The organism is Brenneria uluponensis, assembly GCF_032395385.1.
Taxonomy (GTDB): domain Bacteria; phylum Pseudomonadota; class Gammaproteobacteria; order Enterobacterales; family Enterobacteriaceae; genus Prodigiosinella; species Prodigiosinella aquatilis.
On the sequence record NZ_CP135917.1, the window covers coordinates 3,205,275 to 3,228,672 of the forward strand.

At 48.9% G+C, this 23,398-nt stretch carries 21 protein-coding genes; 5 read left to right on the forward strand and 16 right to left on the reverse strand.

What is annotated here, in order from left to right; genetic code table 11:
- Window positions 1-21: 21 nt before the first annotated feature.
- The 7 genes from speFL to RS889_RS15050 form a co-directional block, all read right to left on the reverse strand.
- The gene (gene speFL, locus RS889_RS15020; RefSeq protein ID WP_157831385.1) at window positions 22-126 is read right to left on the reverse strand and encodes a leader peptide SpeFL; all 105 of its coding nucleotides are present in this window, start codon (window positions 124-126) and stop codon (window positions 22-24) included.
- A gap of 782 nt (window positions 127-908) precedes the next feature.
- Window positions 909-1,397: an arginine repressor gene (locus RS889_RS15025; protein WP_021015354.1), complete on the reverse strand. Its 489-nt coding sequence runs from the start codon at window positions 1,395-1,397 to the stop codon at window positions 909-911.
- Between the two features lie 122 nt (window positions 1,398-1,519).
- A complete protein-coding gene (locus RS889_RS15030) occupies window positions 1,520-2,923 on the reverse strand; it encodes a YfcC family protein (RefSeq protein ID WP_021015353.1) in 1,404 nt (467 codons plus the stop codon).
- Window positions 2,924-3,053: 130 nt separating this feature from the next.
- Window positions 3,054-4,058, reverse strand: a complete 1,005-nt coding sequence (argF, locus tag RS889_RS15035; RefSeq protein WP_315707849.1) for an ornithine carbamoyltransferase — start codon at window positions 4,056-4,058, stop codon at window positions 3,054-3,056.
- 100 nt (window positions 4,059-4,158) lie between these two features.
- Window positions 4,159-5,073, reverse strand: a complete 915-nt coding sequence (arcC, locus tag RS889_RS15040) for a carbamate kinase (RefSeq protein WP_315707850.1) — start codon at window positions 5,071-5,073, stop codon at window positions 4,159-4,161.
- 22 nt (window positions 5,074-5,095) lie between these two features.
- Window positions 5,096-6,316, reverse strand: coding sequence for an arginine deiminase (gene arcA / locus RS889_RS15045; protein ID WP_315707851.1), 1,221 nt, complete (start codon window positions 6,314-6,316; stop codon window positions 5,096-5,098).
- A gap of 812 nt (window positions 6,317-7,128) precedes the next feature.
- On the reverse strand, window positions 7,129-8,226 hold the full coding sequence (locus RS889_RS15050; RefSeq protein ID WP_315707852.1) for a linear amide C-N hydrolase: 1,098 nt from the start codon (window positions 8,224-8,226) through the stop codon (window positions 7,129-7,131).
- 625 nt (window positions 8,227-8,851) lie between these two features.
- Between RS889_RS15050 and RS889_RS15055 the strand changes: the two genes are divergently transcribed.
- A complete protein-coding gene (locus RS889_RS15055; protein ID WP_021015348.1) occupies window positions 8,852-9,196 on the forward strand; it encodes a SymE family type I addiction module toxin in 345 nt (114 codons plus the stop codon).
- 98 nt (window positions 9,197-9,294) lie between these two features.
- On the opposite strand, the gene RS889_RS15060 is transcribed toward RS889_RS15055, so the two are convergent.
- The 4 genes from RS889_RS15060 to efeU all read right to left on the reverse strand — a co-directional run bounded on the left by RS889_RS15060 (window position 9,295) and on the right by efeU (window position 13,574).
- Window positions 9,295-9,981, reverse strand: a complete 687-nt coding sequence (locus tag RS889_RS15060) for a hypothetical protein (protein WP_315707853.1) — start codon at window positions 9,979-9,981, stop codon at window positions 9,295-9,297.
- A 295-nt stretch (window positions 9,982-10,276) separates the two neighbouring features.
- Window positions 10,277-11,572 carry an iron uptake transporter deferrochelatase/peroxidase subunit gene (gene efeB / locus RS889_RS15065; RefSeq protein ID WP_315707854.1) on the reverse strand — a complete coding sequence of 432 codons (1,296 nt, stop codon included), beginning with the start codon at window positions 11,570-11,572 and terminating at the stop codon, window positions 10,277-10,279.
- Between the two features lie 11 nt (window positions 11,573-11,583).
- On the reverse strand, window positions 11,584-12,708 hold the full coding sequence (gene efeO, locus RS889_RS15070; protein ID WP_315707855.1) for an iron uptake system protein EfeO: 1,125 nt from the start codon (window positions 12,706-12,708) through the stop codon (window positions 11,584-11,586).
- A 20-nt stretch (window positions 12,709-12,728) separates the two neighbouring features.
- Entirely contained in the window at window positions 12,729-13,574 is an 846-nt protein-coding gene (efeU, locus tag RS889_RS15075; protein WP_315707856.1) for an iron uptake transporter permease EfeU, read from the reverse strand.
- A gap of 358 nt (window positions 13,575-13,932) precedes the next feature.
- On the opposite strand from efeU, the gene RS889_RS15080 reads away from it, so the two are divergent.
- The 4 genes from RS889_RS15080 (at window position 13,933) to RS889_RS15095 (ending at window position 18,005) form a co-directional block, all read left to right on the forward strand.
- Window positions 13,933-14,250, forward strand: coding sequence for a DUF134 domain-containing protein (locus RS889_RS15080; protein ID WP_021015343.1), 318 nt, complete (start codon window positions 13,933-13,935; stop codon window positions 14,248-14,250).
- Window positions 14,225-14,737 (forward strand): NifB/NifX family molybdenum-iron cluster-binding protein, encoded by a 513-nt coding sequence (locus tag RS889_RS15085; protein ID WP_315707857.1) that lies wholly within the window; start codon window positions 14,225-14,227, stop codon window positions 14,735-14,737. Before RS889_RS15080 ends, RS889_RS15085 begins: the two co-directional genes overlap by 26 nt.
- 197 nt (window positions 14,738-14,934) lie before the next feature.
- Window positions 14,935-15,276 carry a carboxymuconolactone decarboxylase family protein gene (locus tag RS889_RS15090; protein ID WP_021015341.1) on the forward strand — a complete coding sequence of 114 codons (342 nt, stop codon included), beginning with the start codon at window positions 14,935-14,937 and terminating at the stop codon, window positions 15,274-15,276.
- Between the two features lie 770 nt (window positions 15,277-16,046).
- Window positions 16,047-18,005, forward strand: a complete 1,959-nt coding sequence (locus RS889_RS15095; protein WP_315707858.1) for a methyl-accepting chemotaxis protein — start codon at window positions 16,047-16,049, stop codon at window positions 18,003-18,005.
- A 66-nt stretch (window positions 18,006-18,071) separates the two neighbouring features.
- On the opposite strand, the gene RS889_RS15100 is transcribed toward RS889_RS15095, so the two are convergent.
- From RS889_RS15100 to RS889_RS15120, 5 genes are all read right to left on the reverse strand, one after another.
- Window positions 18,072-18,587, reverse strand: coding sequence for an Lrp/AsnC family transcriptional regulator (locus tag RS889_RS15100; RefSeq protein ID WP_315707859.1), 516 nt, complete (start codon window positions 18,585-18,587; stop codon window positions 18,072-18,074).
- Between the two features lie 160 nt (window positions 18,588-18,747).
- Window positions 18,748-20,064 carry a 4-aminobutyrate--2-oxoglutarate transaminase gene (gene gabT, locus RS889_RS15105; protein WP_315707860.1) on the reverse strand — a complete coding sequence of 439 codons (1,317 nt, stop codon included), beginning with the start codon at window positions 20,062-20,064 and terminating at the stop codon, window positions 18,748-18,750.
- A gap of 169 nt (window positions 20,065-20,233) precedes the next feature.
- Window positions 20,234-21,160, reverse strand: coding sequence for a 2-hydroxyacid dehydrogenase (locus RS889_RS15110; protein WP_315707861.1), 927 nt, complete (start codon window positions 21,158-21,160; stop codon window positions 20,234-20,236).
- Entirely contained in the window at window positions 21,160-22,005 is an 846-nt protein-coding gene (locus tag RS889_RS15115) for a GNAT family N-acetyltransferase (RefSeq protein WP_315707862.1), read from the reverse strand. Before RS889_RS15115 ends, RS889_RS15110 begins: the two co-directional genes overlap by 1 nt.
- A gap of 7 nt (window positions 22,006-22,012) precedes the next feature.
- The gene (locus tag RS889_RS15120) at window positions 22,013-23,344 is read right to left on the reverse strand and encodes an NAD(P)/FAD-dependent oxidoreductase (protein WP_315707863.1); all 1,332 of its coding nucleotides are present in this window, start codon (window positions 23,342-23,344) and stop codon (window positions 22,013-22,015) included.
- Window positions 23,345-23,398 lie beyond the last annotated feature (54 nt).

Below are 23,398 nucleotides of genomic sequence, written 5' to 3' on the forward strand. Positions count from 1 at the left end.
GATGCCATTGAAGAAGGGCGACTATTTTTTATTGAAGTAGGCAAAAGTAAAGCAACTGCGACAAGACATCTTCATTAGATGAGTAACCCGCCTGATATGCGGCATAAAACGGTTATTATTTTCCATTTTCTGACACCTTCTTGGGTTGATGATTTAGCGCTAATTCTAGCGTTAAAAAGCCATCAAACGGTGATATAGATCAATTATTCCCGCTCATTATAAATAACCATGCAGTCAGAAATGGATTTATTTGCATAAAAAAACACTTATTTTGACTTTTATTTTCTCCTTTATTTATACGTTAATTTTATTATTCTATTTTTAAATCATTATTTCATTAACAGTCTGGAAACATTAATGGTTTCCTTGCTAAGTAATATGCCCCATTATAGTGCAATGCTGGGGGGACATGTTCATAAGGTGTTACCTGCCGGGAAGAATTTATGGCAGATGCGGAGAATCAAAACTGGAGTGCATAAATATTGCATAACTATGCACTATTGAAATTTAACCGAATTGTTGAATATGTGATGCAGTTCAAATAAATAGGTTGTAAAAAATACCCACATCAGAATGGGAAAAAGCGAAAACCAACAATAATTCATTAAATACAATTAGTTATATGAGTAACTTGTTGCATGAAGATAAGCATAATTTTATCGTTTCAGGGAGTAATGCTGTGAACAGGTGAAAATTTTCGGCCCTCGGTTCAAAGACAGGTCGTTATCTGGAATCAGTACACAGCACAAACAAAAAATCTGAGAACGGTATATCACCCCTCTCAGACCATAATCACTGCGCCATTTAAAGAATTCATCACTCAGACGCGGAACCGCTTACGTTGTTATTCCTGTGTGAGGGCTATCACGCCCTGCCCTTGCTGCACAGCCAGACAGGAAAGGCGACCGTTAGACGTCTTCCAACCCCAGAGAACGCAGAACCCGCTGGTGCACCTGCAAAATATTGCGGGTATCCCGTGGGGCGATCCAGACAATATTGCTGGTCGCCACCACGCCCAACACCTCTGGCAGAGCGTGGTGATCAATGACTCGCGCAACCGCCCGCGCATAACCGGAAACAACGGAAATCAGGATAAACTCATGGTTATGCTCAACATGTACCACCATATCGGCGATCGGTCGGGAAGCATCCGGTTCAGGTTGCCCTTGTGGACTAAGTGCATAGATTTTGTGTCCTTTCGCGTTTCTGATTTTAATGACGCCGAGCAGCGTTAACAGCCGGGAAATAGTGGATTGACTAATTCCCTGGTACCCACGCCGTTGCATTTCCTTACGTAGTTGCTCCTGAGAACTATAGCTATTGCCAATAATTAGCTGCTGGCAAAGAGCCAGTTGAGCCTGTTCCTTATCGAGTGTTGTTCGAGATTTCTTCACCATAACGACAATCCTGTAGACAATAGAGTGCCAAATTTATAGGAAATAAAGGGTTTACTAAGGCAAATTTGCACATCAGCCGCAGAAACGATTACGCAACGAGATACAGCCGAAAAACGGCGTGCTTACAGAAGTACCCCCAGACTCAGAGCGACCATCAGCAGTACAGTCAGGATCGCGATTAACGGCGCGACCCATTGCAACCAACGCACATAGGGAATACGGGCAATTGCCAATCCACCCATCACAACAGCGGAAGTAGGTGTAATCAGATTGACCACGCCGGAAGCGGATTGATATGCCGTGACGACCAGCTCGCGACCGACGTTGGCAAAGTCGGCCAGCGGCGCCATGATGGGCATGGTGAGCACCGCCAGACCGGAAGAGGAAGGCACCAGAAAAGAGAGCAAGACTTCAAGCAGGAACATCACGTTAATGAACAGCACCGAGGACAACCCGCTTACGCACTCTTCCGCCTGATTGAGAATCGTGTGTGTGATCATCCCGTTGTCCATAACGACCACAATGCCGCGGGCAATGCCGATAATCAGTGCCACACCCAGCAGATCCCTGGCGCCATCGATGAAAGTGGAGGTCAGTTCTGCTTCACTCATCCGGGCAATCAAGCCGATGATAATCGCTGCGGCCAGGAAAACGCCGGAAATTTCCCCCATCCACCAGCCCCGAACGGATACGCCGTAAATCATCACGGCGAAAGCCAGGGCAAAAAGGGTTAGCACCACTTTGCGGGTAGTGGTAAACGGCAGTATCTCATGGCTTTTATTGCCCAAAAAATGCTCACGATCGGCGTCCAATTGATCGGCTATTATCGACGCGGCAGGATCTCGTTTCACTTTACGGGCGTAACGCATGACATAAGCGACACAAATCAACCAGCCAATAATCAGAATGGCAATGCGCAAACCGATACCCGCCGTAAACGGAATTCCCGCCGCGTTGGCGGCAATCACGGTAGCGAAGGGATTGATGGTGGAGCCGAGTGTACCGATGCCCGCCCCCAGCAAAACCGTTGCTGCGGCAACAACCGCATCAAAACGCGCCGCCATCATGACGGGTACCATTAGACTGTAAAAAGGGAGCGACTCTTCCGCCATGCCATAAATGGTTCCCCCGGCGGCAAACAGGGCCATCAGAATGGGGATCATCCACTCTTCGCGCCCCTTTAAGCGCACTGTGACTCGTTCTATCCCGGCATCAATCGCACCAGTTTTAGTCACAATGCCGAGAAACCCCCCCACGATAAGAACAAATAGCGCCACATCAATGGCACCAGCTTCATTAGTACGATGATTGTATAGACCATCGATCGGCGCCAGCAGCACATCCGTGATCCCCTGTGGGTGGGAGGCCACCGGATGCCAGGTTCCGGCCACTGGCACCTCTTTGCCCAATGTGGGGTTCATCTTCATATCATATTGACCCGCCGGAATAACCCAACTGAGCATGGCCATGAGTGTGATAAGTAAAAAAAGAATGGTGTAGGCTGAAGGGAATTTAAATGTTTTCATGATGTTACTTCCTTGCGCAGTGCATTAAGCACTGACAGGTGTGGTAAATAACCATCGCGGAATAAGCACCGGAGAAAACGAGACACCCATCATCCCCGGTGGCGACAACTACCTTGACGCGGATCAGGCATTAACCAGCCAGCGTGGCAACCATGACGGCTTTGATGGTATGCATGCGGTTTTCCGCCTCATCAAAAACAATGGCGTTCTCGGACTCGAAAACGTCGTCCGTCACTTCCAGCCCTTTTAACTGGTAAGCCAGTTCAATCTCACGGCCTACCTGGGTGTGCTCATTGTGAAAAGCGGGCAGACAGTGCATGAATTTGGCCTGGGGATTACCGGTAGCCTCCATCACGGCACGGTTGATCTGGTATGGTTTCATCAAGCTGACTCGTTCGGCCCAGGCCGACTTGGGTTCCCCCATTGACACCCAGACATCGGTGTAGAGGAAATCGACCCCTGCGACGCCTTCATCGACGAATTCGGTCAAGGTAATACGGCCCCCGGTCTGACGAGCGATGTCCCGGCACTGCTGTACCAGCGTGTCTTCCGGCCAGTAGGTTTTCGGTGCCACCAGCCGGATATCCATGCCCATTTTGGCGGCACCGACCATCAATGAATTGCCCATGTTGTTGCGGGCATCGCCCAGATAGGCAAAGGAAAGCTGGTTTAGTTGTTTACCCGGCGCATGTTCCAGCATGGTCATCAGGTCGGCCAGAATCTGGGTTGGATGGAATTCGTCGGTCAGACCATTCCATACCGGTACACCGGCAAACCGGGCCAGTTCCTCAACAATGGCTTGACCGAACCCGCGATATTCAATGCCGTCATACATTCTGCCCAGCACGCGGGCGGTGTCTTTCATCGATTCTTTATGGCCAATCTGTGAACCGCTGGGGCCGAGATAAGTCACTCGCGCTCCCTGATCAAACGCGGCCACTTCAAATGCACAACGCGTGCGGGTGGAGGTTTTTTCAAAGATCAACGCGATATTTTTACCGGTTAATTTCGGTTGCTCTGTACCGCTGTATTTGGCCTTTTTCAAATCAATGGCCAGGTTGATCAGGAACTGGATTTCCTCGGTAGTGAAATCCAGCAACTTCAGAAAATGGCGGTTATATAAATTAATAGACATTATTTATTCCTTTAAAATCAATTACATAATTTTTACGCATCAGGAATTTGGCGCACAGTATTCCTGACCGTGAATAACGGTTTAATTAACCAGGTGTTATTTATGCGAAACGGATGAGGGTGCCTTTTTTCCCGGCCAGAATAGCCGCGCCATCCGCGAGTGATCCGATGCCTGCCACCCCATGACATTGATTGACAAACCCACAAGCGGCAGCGATTTTAGGCCCCATGGAACCGGCATCGAAAGACATGCCCGCCAGATCGCCGGGCGTGACTTTATCCAGGGGTCGCTGGGTGGCTTTCCCCCAGTCGAGGTAGACGGCGTCGGCGTCAGTCAGTATCAGCAAAGCATCTGCCTTGATTTGACGCGCCAGCATGGCGGCCGAAAGATCTTTATCGATAACCGCTTCGATACCCGATAGCTGGCCCTCGTGGTTACGGACCACCGGAACCCCACCGCCACCGTTGCAGATAACCAGATGGTCACGCGCAATCAAGGTACTGATGGCATCGCTCTCAACAATACGTTGCGGTTGTGGCGATGCGACAACACGACGGAAATGCCCACCATCCGCTTTCATGATCCAACCTTTTTCCCGCCGAATAGTTTCGGCCTGTTCCTGCTGATAGACCGGACCGATATATTTTGTTGGCTGAGTGAAGGCTGGATCGTGCGGATCAACCTCCACCTGCGTCAACAACGTACTGATCTCATGCTGCGGCAAATCATTGTGCAGGGCCTGTTGCAACAGGTAGCCAATCATGCCCTGACTTTCCGCCCCCAGAATATCCAGCGGATAAGGGGTAACCTCGGTATAGGCGTTATTCTGTAGTGCCAGCAATCCAACCTGTGGGCCGTTGCCGTGTACCAGCACCACACGCCAGTGTTCAGTTAGACCGGCAATGGTCCGAGCGGCCAGTTCGATATTACGGCGTTGAACCTCCGCTTCCAGCGGTTCGCCCCGTTTGAGCAAGGCATTGCCACCGAGCGCAACAACCAATGTTGGTTTTGTCATTCTGTTTCTCCTGTGATGTGGCTCAGATAGCGTCACGTTCAAGTGGGCAACTCATGCAACGCGCACCACCACGTCCCCGTCCGAGTTCATCACCGGGAATAGGTAACACCGTAATGCCTGCCTTATCATATTTCTCATTGGTCCATGTATTGCGCTCATAACCAATCACCACACCGGGGCGCACAGTCAGGACATTATTGGCATCGTTCCACTGCTCACGCTCTGCTTCAAAACGGTCGCCACCGGTAGTAATCAGCCTGACGTGATCAATACTTAGTGCCCGCTCAATGGCTTTCAGGAAATTCGCTTCCTCCTGACGTTTCAGCCCACCATGGCCGTCGTCGGTCAACGTCCAGCACTGGGTGTCGTTACTCACGATTTCGGGATAAACAGAGAACGTGTCGACATCAATATGTGTCATCACGGTATCAAGATGCATACAAGAGCGGTGTTTCGGCAATTCCAGCGCAATAACGCAATCGGCCTGTTTATGCTGGAATAAAGACCGCGTCAGGAATTCAACACCCTGGGGAGTAGTGCGCTCGGACATACCAATTAATACCGCACCACGACCGATAACTAATACATCGCCACCTTCCAGCGTGGCATGATCGTAATTATTGTTATCATCACCGAAATACTTGATAAACCCACCTGAGGCAAACAACGGATGCCAGCGGTATATTGCCCGCAGATTATTGGTTTCTCGCTGACGCGCAACTTTTGCCATTGGATTAATGGAAACACCGTTATATATCCAGCATGAAGTATCCCGGGTGAATAAATGATTGGGTAACGGCTTCATGATAAAATCCGTTTCCCGATTGGTGTCCACTACCATATTACTGAACGTTTCGGGAATTTCGTTATATGTCAGCCCGCCGGTCATAATCCGGGCCAACTGACGGTGTGGCTGATCAGCAAGCCAGCCACGAATGTCAGCTGCAAAAGAAGGGCCTAAACGGTAATCAGAAATCTGGGCATTTAACAGCCAGTCTTTGGCTTCTGGCAATTCCAGTGTTTCGGTAAGCAAATCTGTCAATAATAAAACCTCGACATTTTGCTGACGCAGGACATTAGAAAATATGTCATGTTCCTGACCAGCTCGTTCAACCGACAGCACATCATCAAATAATAATTCCTGACAGTTTGAAGGGGTTAGTCTTTTCAGACTTAAATTTGGCCGATGCAACATTACACTGCGCAATTGCCCTATCTCTGATCCGACATAATGTTTCTGCATGGTGATTCCTTTTAAATAAAACAGACAATATTAATTCGCGGTAAATAATGAATATTTACCAATTAACGTTTTTATTCCTGTCTGGAATACGTGGCCATATTATTTAATAGCGATGGGTTTATTGTGACTGAGATCACATGACGATATCTGAAATAAATAAACTTCTTTTTTATTGAGCCAGCGCATTGTTTTATTTATTTAAATAAAATCAAATTTGAATAGATAACATGAATAAGGACTTTTTATGTTCAAATGGAAATTTTTAATTTATGAATCACCATTTACACAATTATTTAACCGCTTGATATTTATCATATGTTTTTCTTATATTTAATAAATATACTTTCTGCGCGATTAATTATTTTACATTAGTCAAAATTATCAGAATTGTTATTCATAAATATGCAAAATATGATAAAACATATTCTCGTGACGCAGTCGTCATTTTTAATTCTCTATTAATAACAGCATATTGAAATAGTCACATAGATAGCGTGAGTAATTACCTATTCAGTATAGTTGCATAAGCATTTCTCTTTAATTTATCTCTGTTTGTATAATAAAGAAATAGTTATGTACTGTTGTCTGATTGAATATTGGAAAACCGATAGCAGGCAGAAGAAAAAAGATACCCCGGCGGTTTGAAATCCATACTCGTCATCTTTTAAATCACAGGCGTTTTATCTGCTGGTCCATCCCTGGACCTCGCCTCTTTGAGGCCGTTGTGAGCCACATTCAAACCAATCCTTCAGGGATTTATTCGTTTGTTTCTTTACAACAGATTGAAATATATTGGGTATATACTTTTTTGACTATTTCCCCAGTTCGCTATTGGCGATGGTGTGATAGACAGAAGATACCGGTTTATAGAATTTTCCATCCAGTGCTTCCCAATCCAGATCGTCGAGTCTAACTGCGGTGACTTGCGGTGAGTCGTAATAACGAATGGCATACACGTTATTTATCAGATCTTTGCTTACTACCCATTGGGTGTAATCTTCCGCTCCTTGTTCACCCGGTTCCTTGAGAACCCCTTTGGGAATGTCGGTTGTATTAAGGATATGGAAAGCCAAGTTCATTGCTTCATCCGAACTGACTGGTTGATCGGCAAAGCTGGTTATGGCAACAGCCCGGACAAAACGACTTGGCGGAGTCAGGTCACCGGGCATACCAAGCAACCCGGTTCCATTGCCTGTCGCCTCTACAACGTATGAGTTGAAGGAGGCCGTTGTAATATTGGTTTTTTGCAAATTGACATAATTTCTCAAATTTTGAAGATGCACTGGAAATTCAGGAACATTAGTACAAACATGCACCGGATTATTATATATGTGCATTTTCCCCGCGATAAATTCGATGACAATGCTATGTCCCGTGGCATCATTGATGGAGTAGTGAAGAGGAAAGAAATCATTCGAGTCACTAATACCAAGATCTTTATAAGAGATTTTAGAGACATTGACTTGTGGCTGCGTGCCCGGCAGAGGTTCATACTCAAAAAATGTGTGAAGGTCAGCCCCATCCGATACGTTTCTGCCTAGTGCGCTAATGACCTCATTGCAACGAGAAAAACTACTGAGCATCCATTGTAGAAAATCGACGCTGGAGATGGTGTTGGCTGGATTTGTATTCTCAGGATATTCGCTACCGGGCAACCATAGCATGCCACCAGAAAGTCCGTCGGTATTCATGCCATCGACTGCCACATCAAGATTAAAGGCATTCATGCTCACGAAACTATACTTTCCTATCCAACTAAATTGGCATCGCTCAAGGCGCGCCGTTGAGTGGTACGGGTATCCCGCCTTGCGGAAAAATAGTCTTGAACCCAGTTCATCGGCAAACTCCATTGAACGCCCATTTACCGCATATTCGTTACCATTTTTGTTAATTAAGAAATCTAAGCACATGGTGTGTATCCTTTTATTAGGTTTGCTGCCATCAAAAACAGTTAACACAGAGTCTGAACTGTAAGTCACCCGGATAATCCAGGTGATAGAGACTTATTCTTATCACTCTTACATAACGACACTTTATAAATAATAGCTGGTTTTTTATATCTGGCTAAAACGCTGGCAGAATACCAAGACAAACCACTGCCTTATTAAGGCCGCGCATTATCTCTGATAGAAAAAAAGGATGGCCATAATAGCCAAAAAAAACGTCACATACCAAAATTCGGATTATAAAAATTCTCATCGAGAATAATATCGATTTAATCCACTAAAAATTTACCATACCGACATATCCCCCTTTTTACTCAAGATTGTATCGATAAAACCGTGCAGCGCCATAGCGGAATCCGCTGTCTTAATAAAGATAGACATTATAGTTGCACTATCCTGTGAATTAGGATGGACAACATCCAGGTAAAACCATTACTTTATCTCCAGGCATGTTGAAATTGACTATACCCGTCACTTTTCAAGTTGCAGGAAAGCGGTAAGTGAAGGCGTCCCGATGGCTTACTAAAGTAAGTGATTCGGCTGACTGAGAGGATTTCCCGATGAGCCAGATAAAAAAGGAGAGTGTGCAATGAACGTTCAGTCTACGTTTCATAACAATGGACTACCAGAGCTGACCATGACAGGGCAAGCGTTGGATGACGCAGGGTTTACGGCGGGAACATGGTTTCATATCCAGCTATACCGCAACGGGTTGGTACTCACCCGGCTTAGCGACGATACCGACATTGCCGAGCTGATGACACAGTTGGATAGCACTGAACAGGAAGGCGCTGACTGGGTACATGACAACGGTGAAATTTATCTGGCGGGCGACTGGCTTACCCGTAGTGGGTTAATGGCCTCAACGCATAATATTGAGCTGTTGCCCGGTAAAATCATTATCCGAGCTGAACAACATAGTATGTTGGCGTAATATAAATCCCGGATATATAAAAATAGCCGGGAATATTTTATGATTATGTCGGGCTAAATGCCTGTTCTGCTTTTTCCTAAAGAATGAAATGACATAACCTATTTACCTGTTACTGCTAATTTACAGACATACATATCATTAATTAATTGGTTTACTTTTGCATCATCAATATTTTTGTTGGTTCTACCAGAAACGCCCGTCAGCGCTTTTTTCAAGGTATCCAGATCAGGTGTCAGAAGTTTTACATCAGATTGTTTCTTTTTTAGTTCGTAAGTGATATCGCCTAAATATCTTTTTTCTTCTTCTAATAGCCCTGGGAATAAATTAATGTTATTACTAGCACGCAAAAATTCACCGTTCTTAACTACCACATCATAAATACAATTTGCCGCTTCAGCAGCACTCCGGTAATTCATGGCCTGTGCGGAATACTGATATCGCTGTGGCAGAATAGAAGAACCTGCCGCTACCCCGCCTCCAGCCCAGGCAGTCGTTGTGGCACCATTAACCCCAGCGACCAATGCCGTGACCGTGCCGATAAAACCCAATTCACTAAAGGCATTCGACTGAGTGACAAGCCCGAATGATTTATTACTCCAGACATCACGATATAAAATCGCCAAAGTCGTCATTTTTTGATACTCATTTATATCTTCATTAAGTACATTATTTATCTCTTCAGAGGAAGGCTCGGTGACGGGCACGGGATAGGGACTAACACACCCTGTAATTAGCATACACATTATTAGCATATGTGTTCTTTTCTCTGCGTGAGTCGTTTTCATAATAGAACCTCTGCCATTGATGAAACATATCAGTGTCATACCCTATTTTTATATTTAGACTACTACGAATGTTTTTACATAAAAGGGCAACAATATATTTTCATGCAATTGTATAAATCCGAGAATACTCTATGAATAACGTACTAATATATTTGAATAGCTATGTATATTCTGAATAATTCGAGTTGCAGAATTCGGTAATACGTTGCGAGCAGGCGTAGTAGGAACACGTATCAGAAGGGATCTCGCTATCGTCTTATTCTCGATGTTGAGGGCGAATACATCGCCCCAACAATCAAGCCGTCAATAATCCACGAGCCAGATAGTCACCCGTGTTTTTCACCCCCGGTAGTACAAAGAAATAGCCACCACCGATCGGTTTGATGTACTCCTCCAGCGGTTCACCATTGAGCCGTTTTTGTACGGTCAGGAAGCCATTTTCCAGGTCAGCCTGATAGCAGACAAACAGCAACCCCATGTCGAGCTGGCCCGAGTTGGATACGCCCAGAGAATAACTGTAACCACGACGCAGCATCAGATTGACACGCGTCTCGGGTGTCCGTGGATTGGCAAGACGCATATGGGCATCCAGTGGGATCACCTTGCCTGCCGGATCCTGACGGTAGTCCGGTTCGTCATGCTCATGTTTCATACCAAGCGGTGCGCCGCTGTCTTTTTCGCGCCCGAAAATAGTCTGTTGTTCCTGAAGAGGAGTCCGGTCCCAGGATTCGACATAAAAACGGATAATTCTCACCGCCTGATAACTGCCGCCCACCGCCCATGACGGCTCCCCAGAGTGCGGACCAACCCACAGAATCTTATCCATCAGTGTAGTGTCGCCGGTGTTGGGGTTGGCTGTCCCGTCTTTAAAACCCAGCAGGTTGATCGGTGTCTCTTTCCCGTTAGTCCGCGCCGCATGGCCAGAAATGAACCCTTCCCGCTTCCAGCGCACACTCAGCAGGTCCGGTGTGTGTTTGATAATATCGCGCAACGCATGCAATACAGTTTCGTTGCTATTGGCACAAATTTGCAGTAGCAGATCCCCGTGACACAGACTGGCATCCAGCGAATCATGTGGGAAACGAACCATACGTTGCAGTTTCAGCGGCTTGTGCGCCTGTAGTCCAAAGCGCTCATCAAACAGAGACGTCCCCACCGATACCGTAATCGTCAGGTTATCAGGGTAAATCACCGGTCCCATGATGCCCGAATCCACTGGCGGCAACAGAGGATTAACCGCCGCCACCTCGCCCCCGGTGGTCAGAAAGGCAATGCGTTGGGTCAACAATTGAAACAGGCGCGTTAAATCGGCCTTGCTGGTCGCGAGCACATCAAATGCCACCAGCAACATCGATGCTTGCTGTGGGGTGGTAATACCAGCCTGGTGAAGGCCATAGAACGACTGTTTTCCCCAACGATCATCCTGTGGTGTCGACGGTTTTTCCTCCGCCTGTACCCCCCGGCCTCCCCCTAGCGCCAGTGCGCCACCCATCATACCCAGTCCTTGCAGCAAACGCCGGCGCGACGGTGATGCGGCTTCCGGCTGCGGTGCATGTGGCCCATTATGCGGGCCAGTTGTATGACGACTCATGGTAATCCGCCTCAGTCCAGTCCAAGCACACCGCGCAGTAGCGCCAGATCTTCCGCCAGCGCAGTAATCGGCCCTTTCAACGCCGTGCGATCCGCATCAGTCAATTTCTCATAAGATTCGAAACCGTCTTTGGTCCGGTACTTCGCCAGAATGCCATTCACAGTCTTAAAATTGGTATCGATCTTAGCCAGCAGTGGCTGATTGGCTTTTTCCAGCAGAGGGCGTAATAAGTTGACAATCTTTTGCGCACCGTCAACATTGGCCTGAAAATCCCACAGGTCGGTACGACTGTAGCGGTCTTCCTCACCACTGATTTTGCTGGCTGCCACTTCTTCAATTAGCCCAGACGCGCCGCCGACCACTTTACTCGGCGGGAAAGTCAGCGTCGCAATTCGTTGTTGCAATTCCAGCGTATCGCTGTACAGACGCTCGGCATACTTCGTCATGCCTTTAGTGGTGTGATCAGCAAATAGCGCCTTCTCCAGGCGGTGAAAACCAGTGAAGTTTGGATCTTCAGCTTTCTTCTCATAGTCATCTTCACGGGCGTCAATACTTCCATCCAGATCAGAGAACAGCTCCGCGATGGGCTCAATCCGTTCATAATGTTGGCGAGTTGGCGCATAGAGCTGCCGCGCCTCCTCCAGCTTGCCGGCTTTGATGGCATCGGTGAACTTTTTGGTCTGCTGTACCAGTCCATCAACCTCTTTAGTCACATAGACCTTGTATTCCGCGATCGGCCCGACCAGATCCAACAAATTGATTTTCGCTCCAGACATCTTGTCTGACGCCGCGGTAACTACAATCTTGCCTTTAGGATTACTGAGCAGACCGCAAGTCATGTCATATTCGCCCGGTTGCAGGTTGGCGGTCATTTTTTGGGTAAAACCTGGCGCGATATTTTCACGCTCTTCCACCACCATCACCCCTTTGAGGATTTCCCATTCCAGATTTTTCTGGCTGGCGTTCGATACCACAAACTGTGTTTTGCCCGCCTTCAGGGTGATTTGCATCGGTTCACACTGTTTGTCGCTAACCGTTACCTTAACTTGCGGAATATCCGCAGCCAGTACGCTAAACATGGGCAGGGTAAATAAAGCGGCGCACAACGATGTACGATTAAAGAATGGTGCAGACATAGACATATCCCTTTTTACAATTAATGATGATTTTTATGTTGTGCCGGAACCGCTATTGGCCCCATGCGTTGCGGAAAGAAAAAGAAAAACAGCACCGGGATCAAATACATAAAATAGACAACCACCTCGCTGACAGTTGGCGCTTCCTGATAGCCGAAGATGCCTTCTAGCAACGTGCCAAACAGTGTATGGGTAGAAAGTGTGGTACTGAAATCAAACGCTACCTGTTGAAACTGGTTCCACAAGCCCGCTTCGTGGAAGGCGCGGATCGCCCCCGCGGCCAGACCAGCGGCAACAAACAGGATGAACAGACTGCTCCATTTGAAAAAGCGGGCCAGATTCAGTTTCACGCCGCCCCAATAGATCATCATCCCCACCACGATGGCACACACGAGTCCGAGTACGGCGCCAATCGGTGCGGCAATACCGACATCCTGCTGAAAAGCCGCCAGAAGAAAGAACACCGATTCCAACCCTTCACGCGCGACGGCAAAAAACACCATCGCCACCAGCGTCCAACCCTGACGTTTACTGGCGCTGAGTGCCTGATCGATAGCACCTTCCAGATGCACCCGAACCGACCGGGACACTTTACGCATCCAGAACACCATGTAGGTCAGTATGCCAACGGCGATCACCGCGACAAGACCTTCGAACAGTTCCTGCTGTTTCTGCGGAAACTCTCCCGTAGTGGCATTGATAAACACCCCAAGCGCCAGACACAACACCACTGCCAGAATGACCCCGCCCCAGACCGCACCCTGCCATTGTTCGCATTGGGTACGTTTCAGATAACTGGCGATCAGGCTGACGATCAGTGCCGCCTCAAGCCCCTCACGGAACATGATGAGTAAGGGAACAAACATGAATAATGACTCCTTAAGCGGACATAATGCGTAGCGGAACACAGGTCCGCCGCAACAATATAAATGCAAACACAAGTGGTAACAATAATAGTTCTTATTTAACAATAAAAAGTAAGATGAGATAAAGTGATTTTTCTAATTAAATATTGTAGAAAGACGAACCCACCGACAGCCCAGCTATAGGCTTCCTGTATCACAGAAGCCGAAAAACACAGGTAATGCGCTGAAATACCGACGCTACTGGCCAGTAGTGCCAGCGCGTTATACATCAGCGCATCGGCTCGTAATTGAATATAATAATTTGCATATGCTATAAACGAAGCGTATATATGGCATATGCCACTATAAAGGAGACGTTATGCCGCGACCTAAAATTCCAAGAATCATTTGTGGAAGGCCCGCTAATAGCTGTTTCAAACCTAATGGCCGGTCAATGAATCAGCTTGAACGTGTCTATCTGAAAGAAGATGAGTTTGAAGCATTACGGCTGGTTGATCTGATGGGAATGCAGCAACAGGAAGCCGCCGTCGAAATGGGCGTTTCCCGTCAAACACTGGCCAACGTATTAAAAGCAGCCCGCTTTAAAGTCGTGGACTGCCTGTCTCAGGGGAAAGCCCTGATGATGTCCCATAATGAGAGGAGTATTGACAATGATCACAGCCATTCCGATGAATGAAGATCGTATTGCCGGGCACTTTACCAAAGCGCTGAGCATCGCGTTCATTAATGAGCATGGCACAGAGATAAGTCGCCATGCTAATCCGGCACTGGACACCAACTGTACCGGCAAGCAGCAACTGATTGAGTTACTTCTTGAACAACAAGCCGACCATATCATCGTGCGTAATATTGGTACACAGATGCTGGGACGCTTACTGGAACATCATTTCCAGGTATTCCAGCTGGATGGCCGTCAACCTGATACGCTCAAACCAGACGACATCCCCGTGACCGCATTAACTGAGGCCAGTCAAGGGAAAGCCTCGCCAAACCATGCTAACAAGCCGGAAGGTGGATGTGGCTGTCACCATCATGATGACAATCCCGCTACTGGCGGAATTGTCAGACGCTGCTGCCAGCAAGATGCCATTCATGCGCCTGGACATAGCGCCTGCCATTCAAGTGGGAACAAGTCCGGTCATGGTAAATGCTGCCATTCCTGATGTTCTATACCCAAAATAATTCGAGTTGCAGGAAGGCGGCAAGAGAATGAATCCCGATGAGCTTACTCAGATAAGTGATTCGGGTGAATGAGCGCAGCCAACACACCTGCAACTTGAAGTATGACGGGTATATACTTATTTATCTTGCGGTGGAAACACCCATTATCGAGCCATACGTTTGTTAACAGGAGCCAAGCATGAGCAAGAGCTACAAAACCATTAATCAGGAACAACGTCAGTTAAGCATGGCTTACCAAAAAGAGAGTACGGAGGTCATGGATGCGTTCATGACGCTACACAAAGCAGCCATAAAGGAAGGCGCGCTAAGCATCAAGCAAAAAGAGCTAATCGCGCTGGGCATCGCTATTGCCGCGCGTTGCGACGGTTGTATCGCTGCTCATGTTGCCGACTCACTCAAGGCCGGAGCCAAAAGAGAAGAACTGGTAGAGGCTATCGATGTTGCCATTTTAATGGGCGGCGGCCCATCGATGATATATGGCACCCAGGCACTTGCCGCCGTTACTGAATTAACTGAATAATTCCGACTGACTTCCATACCGCGCCTGAGTCTGTATTCATTGACTGCTTCCAGCGATTATCAAAAAGGCGCGGATGTAAAAACCAAAATATACCCTGAATAATTCAAGTTGCAGGAAGGCGGCAACACAGCGAATCCCCGGAGCTTACTCCCATAAGTGACCAAGGTGAGTGAGGAGAGCCAACACCCCTGCAATTTGCAGGATGATGGGTATAAGATAGGTATTAATGCGAATCTGCTGATAACAGCATTATTAATTTTTAGTTAAGGTTTATATTATTCATAGCATGAAACATTCAATAAAAAATAATAAAAAATATCACTACTCATACTAATAACAGATTGGGATAAACATAGTTACTGATCCGATGAATATACCTGTTATCTCACGTATTACAGGTATATTGGTATCCTTCAGTTACCCGGCACATCTCTGGGTTTCACCCCTTGGTGCAGCCGTCAGCCGCACGCAAACAACTCTATATAATATTAAATAAAATCAATAAATTATATTGAAAAATCAGAAACCACTTACCTCCTATCTTCCAGCATATTGAAACCTGTTGGGTATAACAGCATTGCGATATAATCTCGTAACATAGTTAGTACGGATAAAATAGTTATCGAAAAAGCGAAAACAGATAATTATTTCCACTGGATTAAAAAATAAAGATTGGTTGCTTAATTCATCGCGTGACACAGATCAACGTTATGTCATATCAATATACTTTACGATGATTTAACATTTACTCAAGGATAATGGAGAGAATAATGGGAATAATATCGTCTTTCCTCTCTGCTGCCGGTAAAATCGGCATTCACGGAACCAGCCCCACCAGTGGTAGCTTTGATTGTGATGCCCTGCCAACATCACTCCACGCAGTCGGTGTTCCCAATAAATCAGGTCTGCTGCTTACTTTCGTGCCTCCCAATGTGAATTTTCCGCAGGTCAGTGCTGCCTGGCAGCGGTTCTCCACCCCCAACAGAACCGTGATTACCCTTTCATCGACAGGAGCGTTGTGCACCAAACCAGACGCCTCCACCTACTGCGACATGGAGGGCCATCAGGGCAGTTGGTTATGGTTACCTCAGTCATTGATTTCCCAACATGAAGTCCACATGGTTGATCTGCACGTGCAGAGAAAAGCCACTGCACGTCAGCGGATTGATGCTATTCGCAAGGAATTGGAACGACTTGACGTCAAAATGCCGTTATCGGCGGACAGAACGTTTGCCCTGGTGTATTGCGATGGACTTTCTGCCTCGGAAGGTTTTTTGATGCAGGCCTGGTATGCCTGCGGACGCTTTCCCTGCCTGCCGATTGGTGGTTCTGCTGGCGGTAAACTGGATTTTAGCGCCACTTATATCGGTACTGGCGGTTCAGTACTACAGGGAAAAGCGGTATTAATTTTCTGCCGAATGGCTAAAGGCAAATCCTTTGCACCATTCAAAAGTCAAAACTTTGAACCGACATCAAAAAGCTGGCTGGTTGCCGAAGCCGACCCGGTGGCACGTACCGTTACCTCAGTATTCGATGATCAGGGCCAGACAATACCCATTGTTGCAGCATTAGCCGATTACCTCCGTTGTCCACCAGATCAAATCGGCAATCGTCTAGAGGGAAAAACCTTTGCAGTAAAAGTGGATAACGAATATTTCATTCGTTCTGTGGCGGCAATCAAAGCTGATCATATCGACTTTTTCTGCGATCTGGAGTTCGGCGACCGACTCCATCTGCTTCAGGCAACCGATTTTATCGCCACAACCCACAATGACTGGCAACAGTTCGTTTCCCACTGCGGTACAACACCCAGTGGCCTGCTGCTTAACGATTGTGTTCTACGACGAATGGGAAATCTCACAAAGCTGGGTAAGGCCAGTTTTTTCGGCAACGTCCCGGCCGCAGGCTTTTCCAGCTTTGGTGAAATTCTCGGTGTTCCTATTAACCAAACCTTGTCAGCGCTGGCTTTCTTCAATCGCGATATCCAGGCCATGACTCGCTTTCCTGTCGAATATGCGGCATATGCTGGTCATTATGCGCAACGTTCATTGCGCCGCTGGGAAGCGCTCAACAGCATTCAATCTCATGTTGTCAATCAGGTTGTAGACTATGAACGAACACTCGCGCCGTTATTAAGCACTCTGCCCCAACTCGAAGATGCGACGATGCGTCAGAGCAAAACACTGGAAATGGCGCAATCCAGTATCCGCGAAATCAGCGACAGTGCGACATTAACCCGCGCCGAACAGGATCGGCTGGAAAACGGTCTTAATGATCTGGAGCATATTTCGCTCGGTATCAGTCAAATCACCGGCGGTATCAATGCCATTGCCGATAAAACCAATCTGCTGGCGCTTAACGCGGCAGTCGAGGCTGCCCGGGCTGGCGAGGCAGGCCGGGGTTTTGCCGTCGTCGCTGAAGAAGTGCGCAAACTTGCCAGCTCGTCAAAAGAGCAGGTGGATGCCACCACAAAAAGCATTAAGGAAGCGGTGAATACCATTGCTCATATTCGGGAAATTGCCTCACAAACAGTCAGTACGACACAAGGAATGGCTGATAAGAGCATTTCTGCCGCGAATCAGATTGCCAGCATGAGTGCGGATACCAACAAAAACCACAGTAACCTCACCGCGAATCTGAATAATCTGAAAGAATTGGTCAAAGGGATGGATGCCATGCAGGACGCACTTGACCAATTAACCATGTTGCAACGATTAACATCATCCTGATGTACTGAATATTCGGCCCCCCTCCTACCCGTGACGAATACACGAGGGGGCCAGCATTATTAATGGTCAGGATAAAGGGAATTCTGCGTGAGTCTGGCGGGTAATCAGTGATCGCAGCGGAACACTGCTTTTCATAATCGGCGATTTAATAACAATATAACTAAAGTATTTATCGATACCGACCTTGCGGTCCAACAGCCCTTCTATCACGTCCTGATAATGCTCAATGCTGCGGGTAATGAAACGCAGCAGATAGTCGTACCCGCCGGTAATCAGGTGACACTCCATCAGTTCATCCACCTCGCGGATCGCGTTTTCAAACTTGATGAACTCCTCCCGGCGATGCCCTGCCAACGTCACTTCAGTAAACACCGTTACCGAATCGGTAATTTTAGTGAGATTGATATGCGCCTCATAGCCAGTAATAAAGCCTGCAGCTTCCAGTCTTTTTACCCGTTGTAGGCAAGGACTGGGGGAAAGGCCAACCGCGTCAGCAAGGTTCACGTTACTGATACGACCGTCTTTTTGCAGGTGTACCAGAATATTGATATCAATGCGGTCAAGTTTCATTAAACCGTTCATAACCCCCCTCATTGGCCAGTCAGGCACTATTACTCAGATGATATAGCACGACTCCGACGGTATAACACGCTTTCGGCCTGTTACGCCAGTGCTAACCCTGGGCATACCATCAGTATGTAATTTGTGAATAATGCTTTAAAATCAATGAGGAATGAGATAACTATCCCAACCGCCCCGAGGCACGAGCCAGTGCGATATCAAAGATATGCGAGGCTTCTTCCAGTTGCGAATCACTGATGACCAGCGGTGCCAGAAAACGGATGGTATTACGGTATAACCCGCATTTAATCAGTAACAACCCTTCCTGACAGGCATAATCCAGAATTTTCTGCGTCAATGCGGCATCCGGTTTACGGCTATCTGGATCAACTATTTCGGCAGCCAGCATAAAGCCCGTACCGCGCACGTCACCGATGCAGGCATACTTTTCCGCCAGTTGCTGCAATCTGGCCCGCAGTTGCTGCCCCAGCGTATTTGCCCGAACCAGCAACGTCCCTTCTTCCATCAGATCCAACACCGCCAGCGCAGCGGCGCAGGCCAGGGCGTTACCACCATAAGTACCGCCCAACCCGCCTGGCAGAGCGGCATCCATTATATCGCCGCGACCAATCACACCAGAAATCGGTAATCCGCCGCCAAGACTTTTGGCAACCGTGATCAGATCAGGCACGATGCCGCTGTGCTCATAGCCAAACATTTTTCCGGTGCGGCCAAAACCACTCTGGATCTCATCACAAATCAATACGATGCCGTGCAGCTGGGTTAATTGCCGCAGCGCCTGCATAAAATGGGGTGATGCGGGCAAAAAACCACCGTCCCCTTGTATCGGTTCGATAATTATCGCTGCGACCCGCTCCGCCTGAATTTGTGCTACAAACAGCGATTCCAGCGCCGCCAGACAGGTAATTTCACTGATGCCATGGAATGTATTGGGAAATGGAACCCGATAGATATCTCCCGGGAACGGGCCGAAATTCTGTTTGTAGGGCTGACTCATGCCGGTGAGCGCAATACCTAGCGATGTACGGCCATGAAAAGCGCCGTCAAAAGCTATCACACCACTGCGCCCAGTATAGGCTCGGGCTATTTTCACCGCATTTTCCACAGCTTCGGCACCGCTGGTAAAAAATATGCTTTTATACGCCACGTCGCTGCCTATCAACTGATTCAGCCGCCGCGCCAATTCAATGTAACCAGGGTACGCCGCCACCTGGAAACAGACATGAGAAACCTGCTGGAGCTGTTGCTGTACCGCAGACACCACCGCCGGGTGATTATGGCCCACATTCAGGACGCCGATTCCGGCGACAAAATCGAGATAACGATTACCTTCGATATCCCAGACCTCAGCCCCTTTACCTTTGGCGATAACCAATGGATGTGCGGTGACGACACCACGCGGGATGTGCTCTGCGCGGGAATCCAGTAACAGGGTGTTATCAGCAAATACCTGCTGTTCAGCCATGAATTTCTGCATTGCGTTACCTCATCGACGGAAAAATATCTGTGCTTATGTAATAAGCGCATTCTGCTGACGATCGGGATCACCGTATCAACAGCATTACCTATTGATTTCAAGGGTATTTGCGTAGGTTATTTCAGAGCACACTGCACGAATGGAGCCGATGACAGTGGCAGATCAACGGCTAATATCCCTGTTGCCGGTCAATCAGCCCGACCATCGTTTCACCTCGCTCAAAACGGACGATATTCTCCAGCAATGCCTCAACCGCTCCTTCAGCCTGAGTCTGACTGGCAATATGCGGCGTCAGCCATAATGCCGGGTGGGACCAGAAAGGATGTGCGGCCGGCAAAGGTTCAGGATCCGTCACATCTACCACCGCCGCGCGCAAATGGTGGCTATCCAGCGCCCGCAATAAGTCCTGATGATCAAGCTGTGCCCCCCTTCCCACTTGAACCAGCGATGCCCCTGCGGGAAGTTGTGCAAATAATTGGGCATTCAGCATGCCAGTCGTCGAGGATGTTAACGGCAGCAGGCAAACCAAAATATCCGTACGTGCCAGAAACGTGTCGAGTTCAGCTTCACCACACCAGCAGCGCACGCCTGGTAACGCCTTCGGCGTACGGCTCCAACCGCCACAGTCAAAACCGAACTGTTGCAACTGCGCCAGCACCGCTTTTCCCAGTATGCCCAGCCCCATCACGCCGATGCGGCGTTGCGGCGCAGGAATCAATTGATGTTCTTGCCAGCGAGCTTCACGTTGTTGTTGCAGATAACGCGGCATGTCACGGTGCAATCCTAAAACCGAAAACGTGACATATTCCACCATTCCACGGGTAATGCCCGGTTCGACCATACGCACCACCGGTAATGACCGCGGCAACCTGTGAAAATCGAATTGATCGGCCCCCGCCCCCACTGAAAACAGCACGTTGAGATTCGGTAAACGCGCAATCAATTCTGCTGGCGCATCCCAGGCCACCAGATATTCCACCGCGGCGGGATCCGGGATCTCCGGCCACTGACGAAAGATCGCTGTTGGCTGTTGTTGGGCAATTAGCGCCGCCCATTGCCGACCACGTTCCGGCGTGGATTTAAACAGAATGTTCATCAGGACAACGCCTGCGTCATCAGAGCAAAAGAGTGCATGCCCGCCAGTGTTGGCCGCCAGGGCGTACCACGATTCATAATCACCGACGTATCCACCTGTTGCAGACCACAATCCCTTAACCAGCTTCCCAGACCCAGTGTTGGATCGCTGTCGATGCGCACAAATTCCCCGCGCCGTGATGACATCAAGGCACTGATCAGCTGTTGCGCCGCCATCGCACTATCAGCGATAACTGGGCCGATCACGCATCCGCGGCCGAAATGGTGTATGGCCGCGAAACCCACGGTTTTGCCATCCTGCACCAGCATTATCACTCTGGCCGTCGCCAGCAAATGCTCAAACAGCGCCGGGCGATACAACCCATGAGCTTGCTGATCCAGCGAGGTCAATAACGCTGTGTCATCAGGTAACGCCAGACGCAATTGTTGCCCCGGCAGCAGTGGGATCGCCGCTATCGGCCTCAGTCGCGAACATTGATACTGGTGAATTTCTCCAGTGGCAGCGAATCCCAGCCGGGCATATAGCGTCTGACCCGCGACAGTCGCATGCAGACGGACATTGTATCCCGGTAACCCATCCAACAGTCCGTCCATCAGCAAACGTCCAATCCCCTGCCCTTGTCGTGCCTTATCCACCACCACCAGACCGATAGTGGCCCGTTCATTCCCCCAGCGCCAGCACAGTGCGGTGCCGACGGGTTGACCATCCGCTTCCGCCATCAGACCCGAACCAAGCTTCAGCGCATCCTGCCAGTCTTCCCGGCGATGCGGCCAATCCATCTGCTGTGTTAACCCCCAACCACAGTCAGCATCTGCGGTAGTCATCGTGCGCAATCTCAGACTCATTTTTTCCTCACATCATGCCCGGTGCATCAAGCCCGGAACCATCCACCAGTCGTGAATAACGAAACGGGGCCGGGTCAACAATCGGCGTATCACCCGCGATCAAGTCCGCTGCCAGGCGCCCGGCACCAGGGCCGATACCAAAACCATGGCCACTGTAACCAGCCGACAGTAACAGACCCGGTAATTTTTCCACCGGAGAAATAACCGGAATGGCGTCCGGCGTGCTGTCGATCATCCCGCCCCAGGCTTGTACCGCCCGTACAGTAGCCAACGCAGGATACTCTTTCCGCATCGCTGCCAGACCTTCCTGCACCATCGACATATCCGCCGCCGGATCAAGGATACGCACATTTTCAAACGGTGAACGTGCATCAAATTGCCAGGATGTGAAAGCTTCCGGGCCAGTGAAGAACGGCCTGAACCCGATACGGAGTGAAAGATTTTTGCGGCGCGACTTGAATGTTGGATAGAACTGTCGGGCATAGCGCAAGCTCTGGATGCCCGGTTCCAATCTGCCCCGACCAGAAACGGAGACCGTATAGCTGCCATCCATCTGTGGTCGACAGGCAAATGCCGCGGTATAGAAAGGCATGCTGATCACTTGTTCAATCGGCGCGGTACGAAACGCGGTCCCGATGACGTTGCCCAGCGGCAATTTGATACCGTGACGGTGGCAAAACATTGAGGTCCACACGCCACCTGCACAAACCACACGGGTAGTTTTAACCAGCCCGCGCTCCGTCCACACCCCACTTACCTTGCCTGCGGAAATATCCAGCCCGCGCACCGCGCACTGCTGGATAACATCGGCACCCAGACGTTGTGCAGCGATCACCAGTCCGGCACAGGCCAGCGCAGGTTCAGCATAACCGTCCGTCGGCGATGACACCCCCCCTAACCAACGAGTGGTGCTGCCCGGCGTCATGGCTTTGGCCTGCTCGGCGGTCAGAATATCGCTGTGTACACCATAGGCTTTAGCCATTTTTCCCCAACGATCCCAGGCATCAATCTCAGTCTGATCCTGCGTGGCATACAGTAAACCAGAGCGACGGAATCCCAGTTCCTCGCCGGTTTCATGCTGCATCTCTTCCCAACGCTGCAAAGCATAGATAATTAACGGCAACTCCCGCTCATCCCGGTTCTGCTGTCGACACCAGCCCCAGTTACGGCTGGACTGCTCCGCCCCGACCAACCCTTTCTCCAGCAACAAGACACTGATCCCTTTTTTGGCCAGTTCGTACGTCGCTGCGGCACCGGCAATGCCGGCACCAATCACCACCACATCCACGGCTTCCGGTAAGTGACCGCTATCCTGAACATATCTGATCGGTGCTGGCATCTGTTTTCCTCTGTTTAACCTGTCTTGCCCGGTATGCGGGCTTATTGCTGTAAG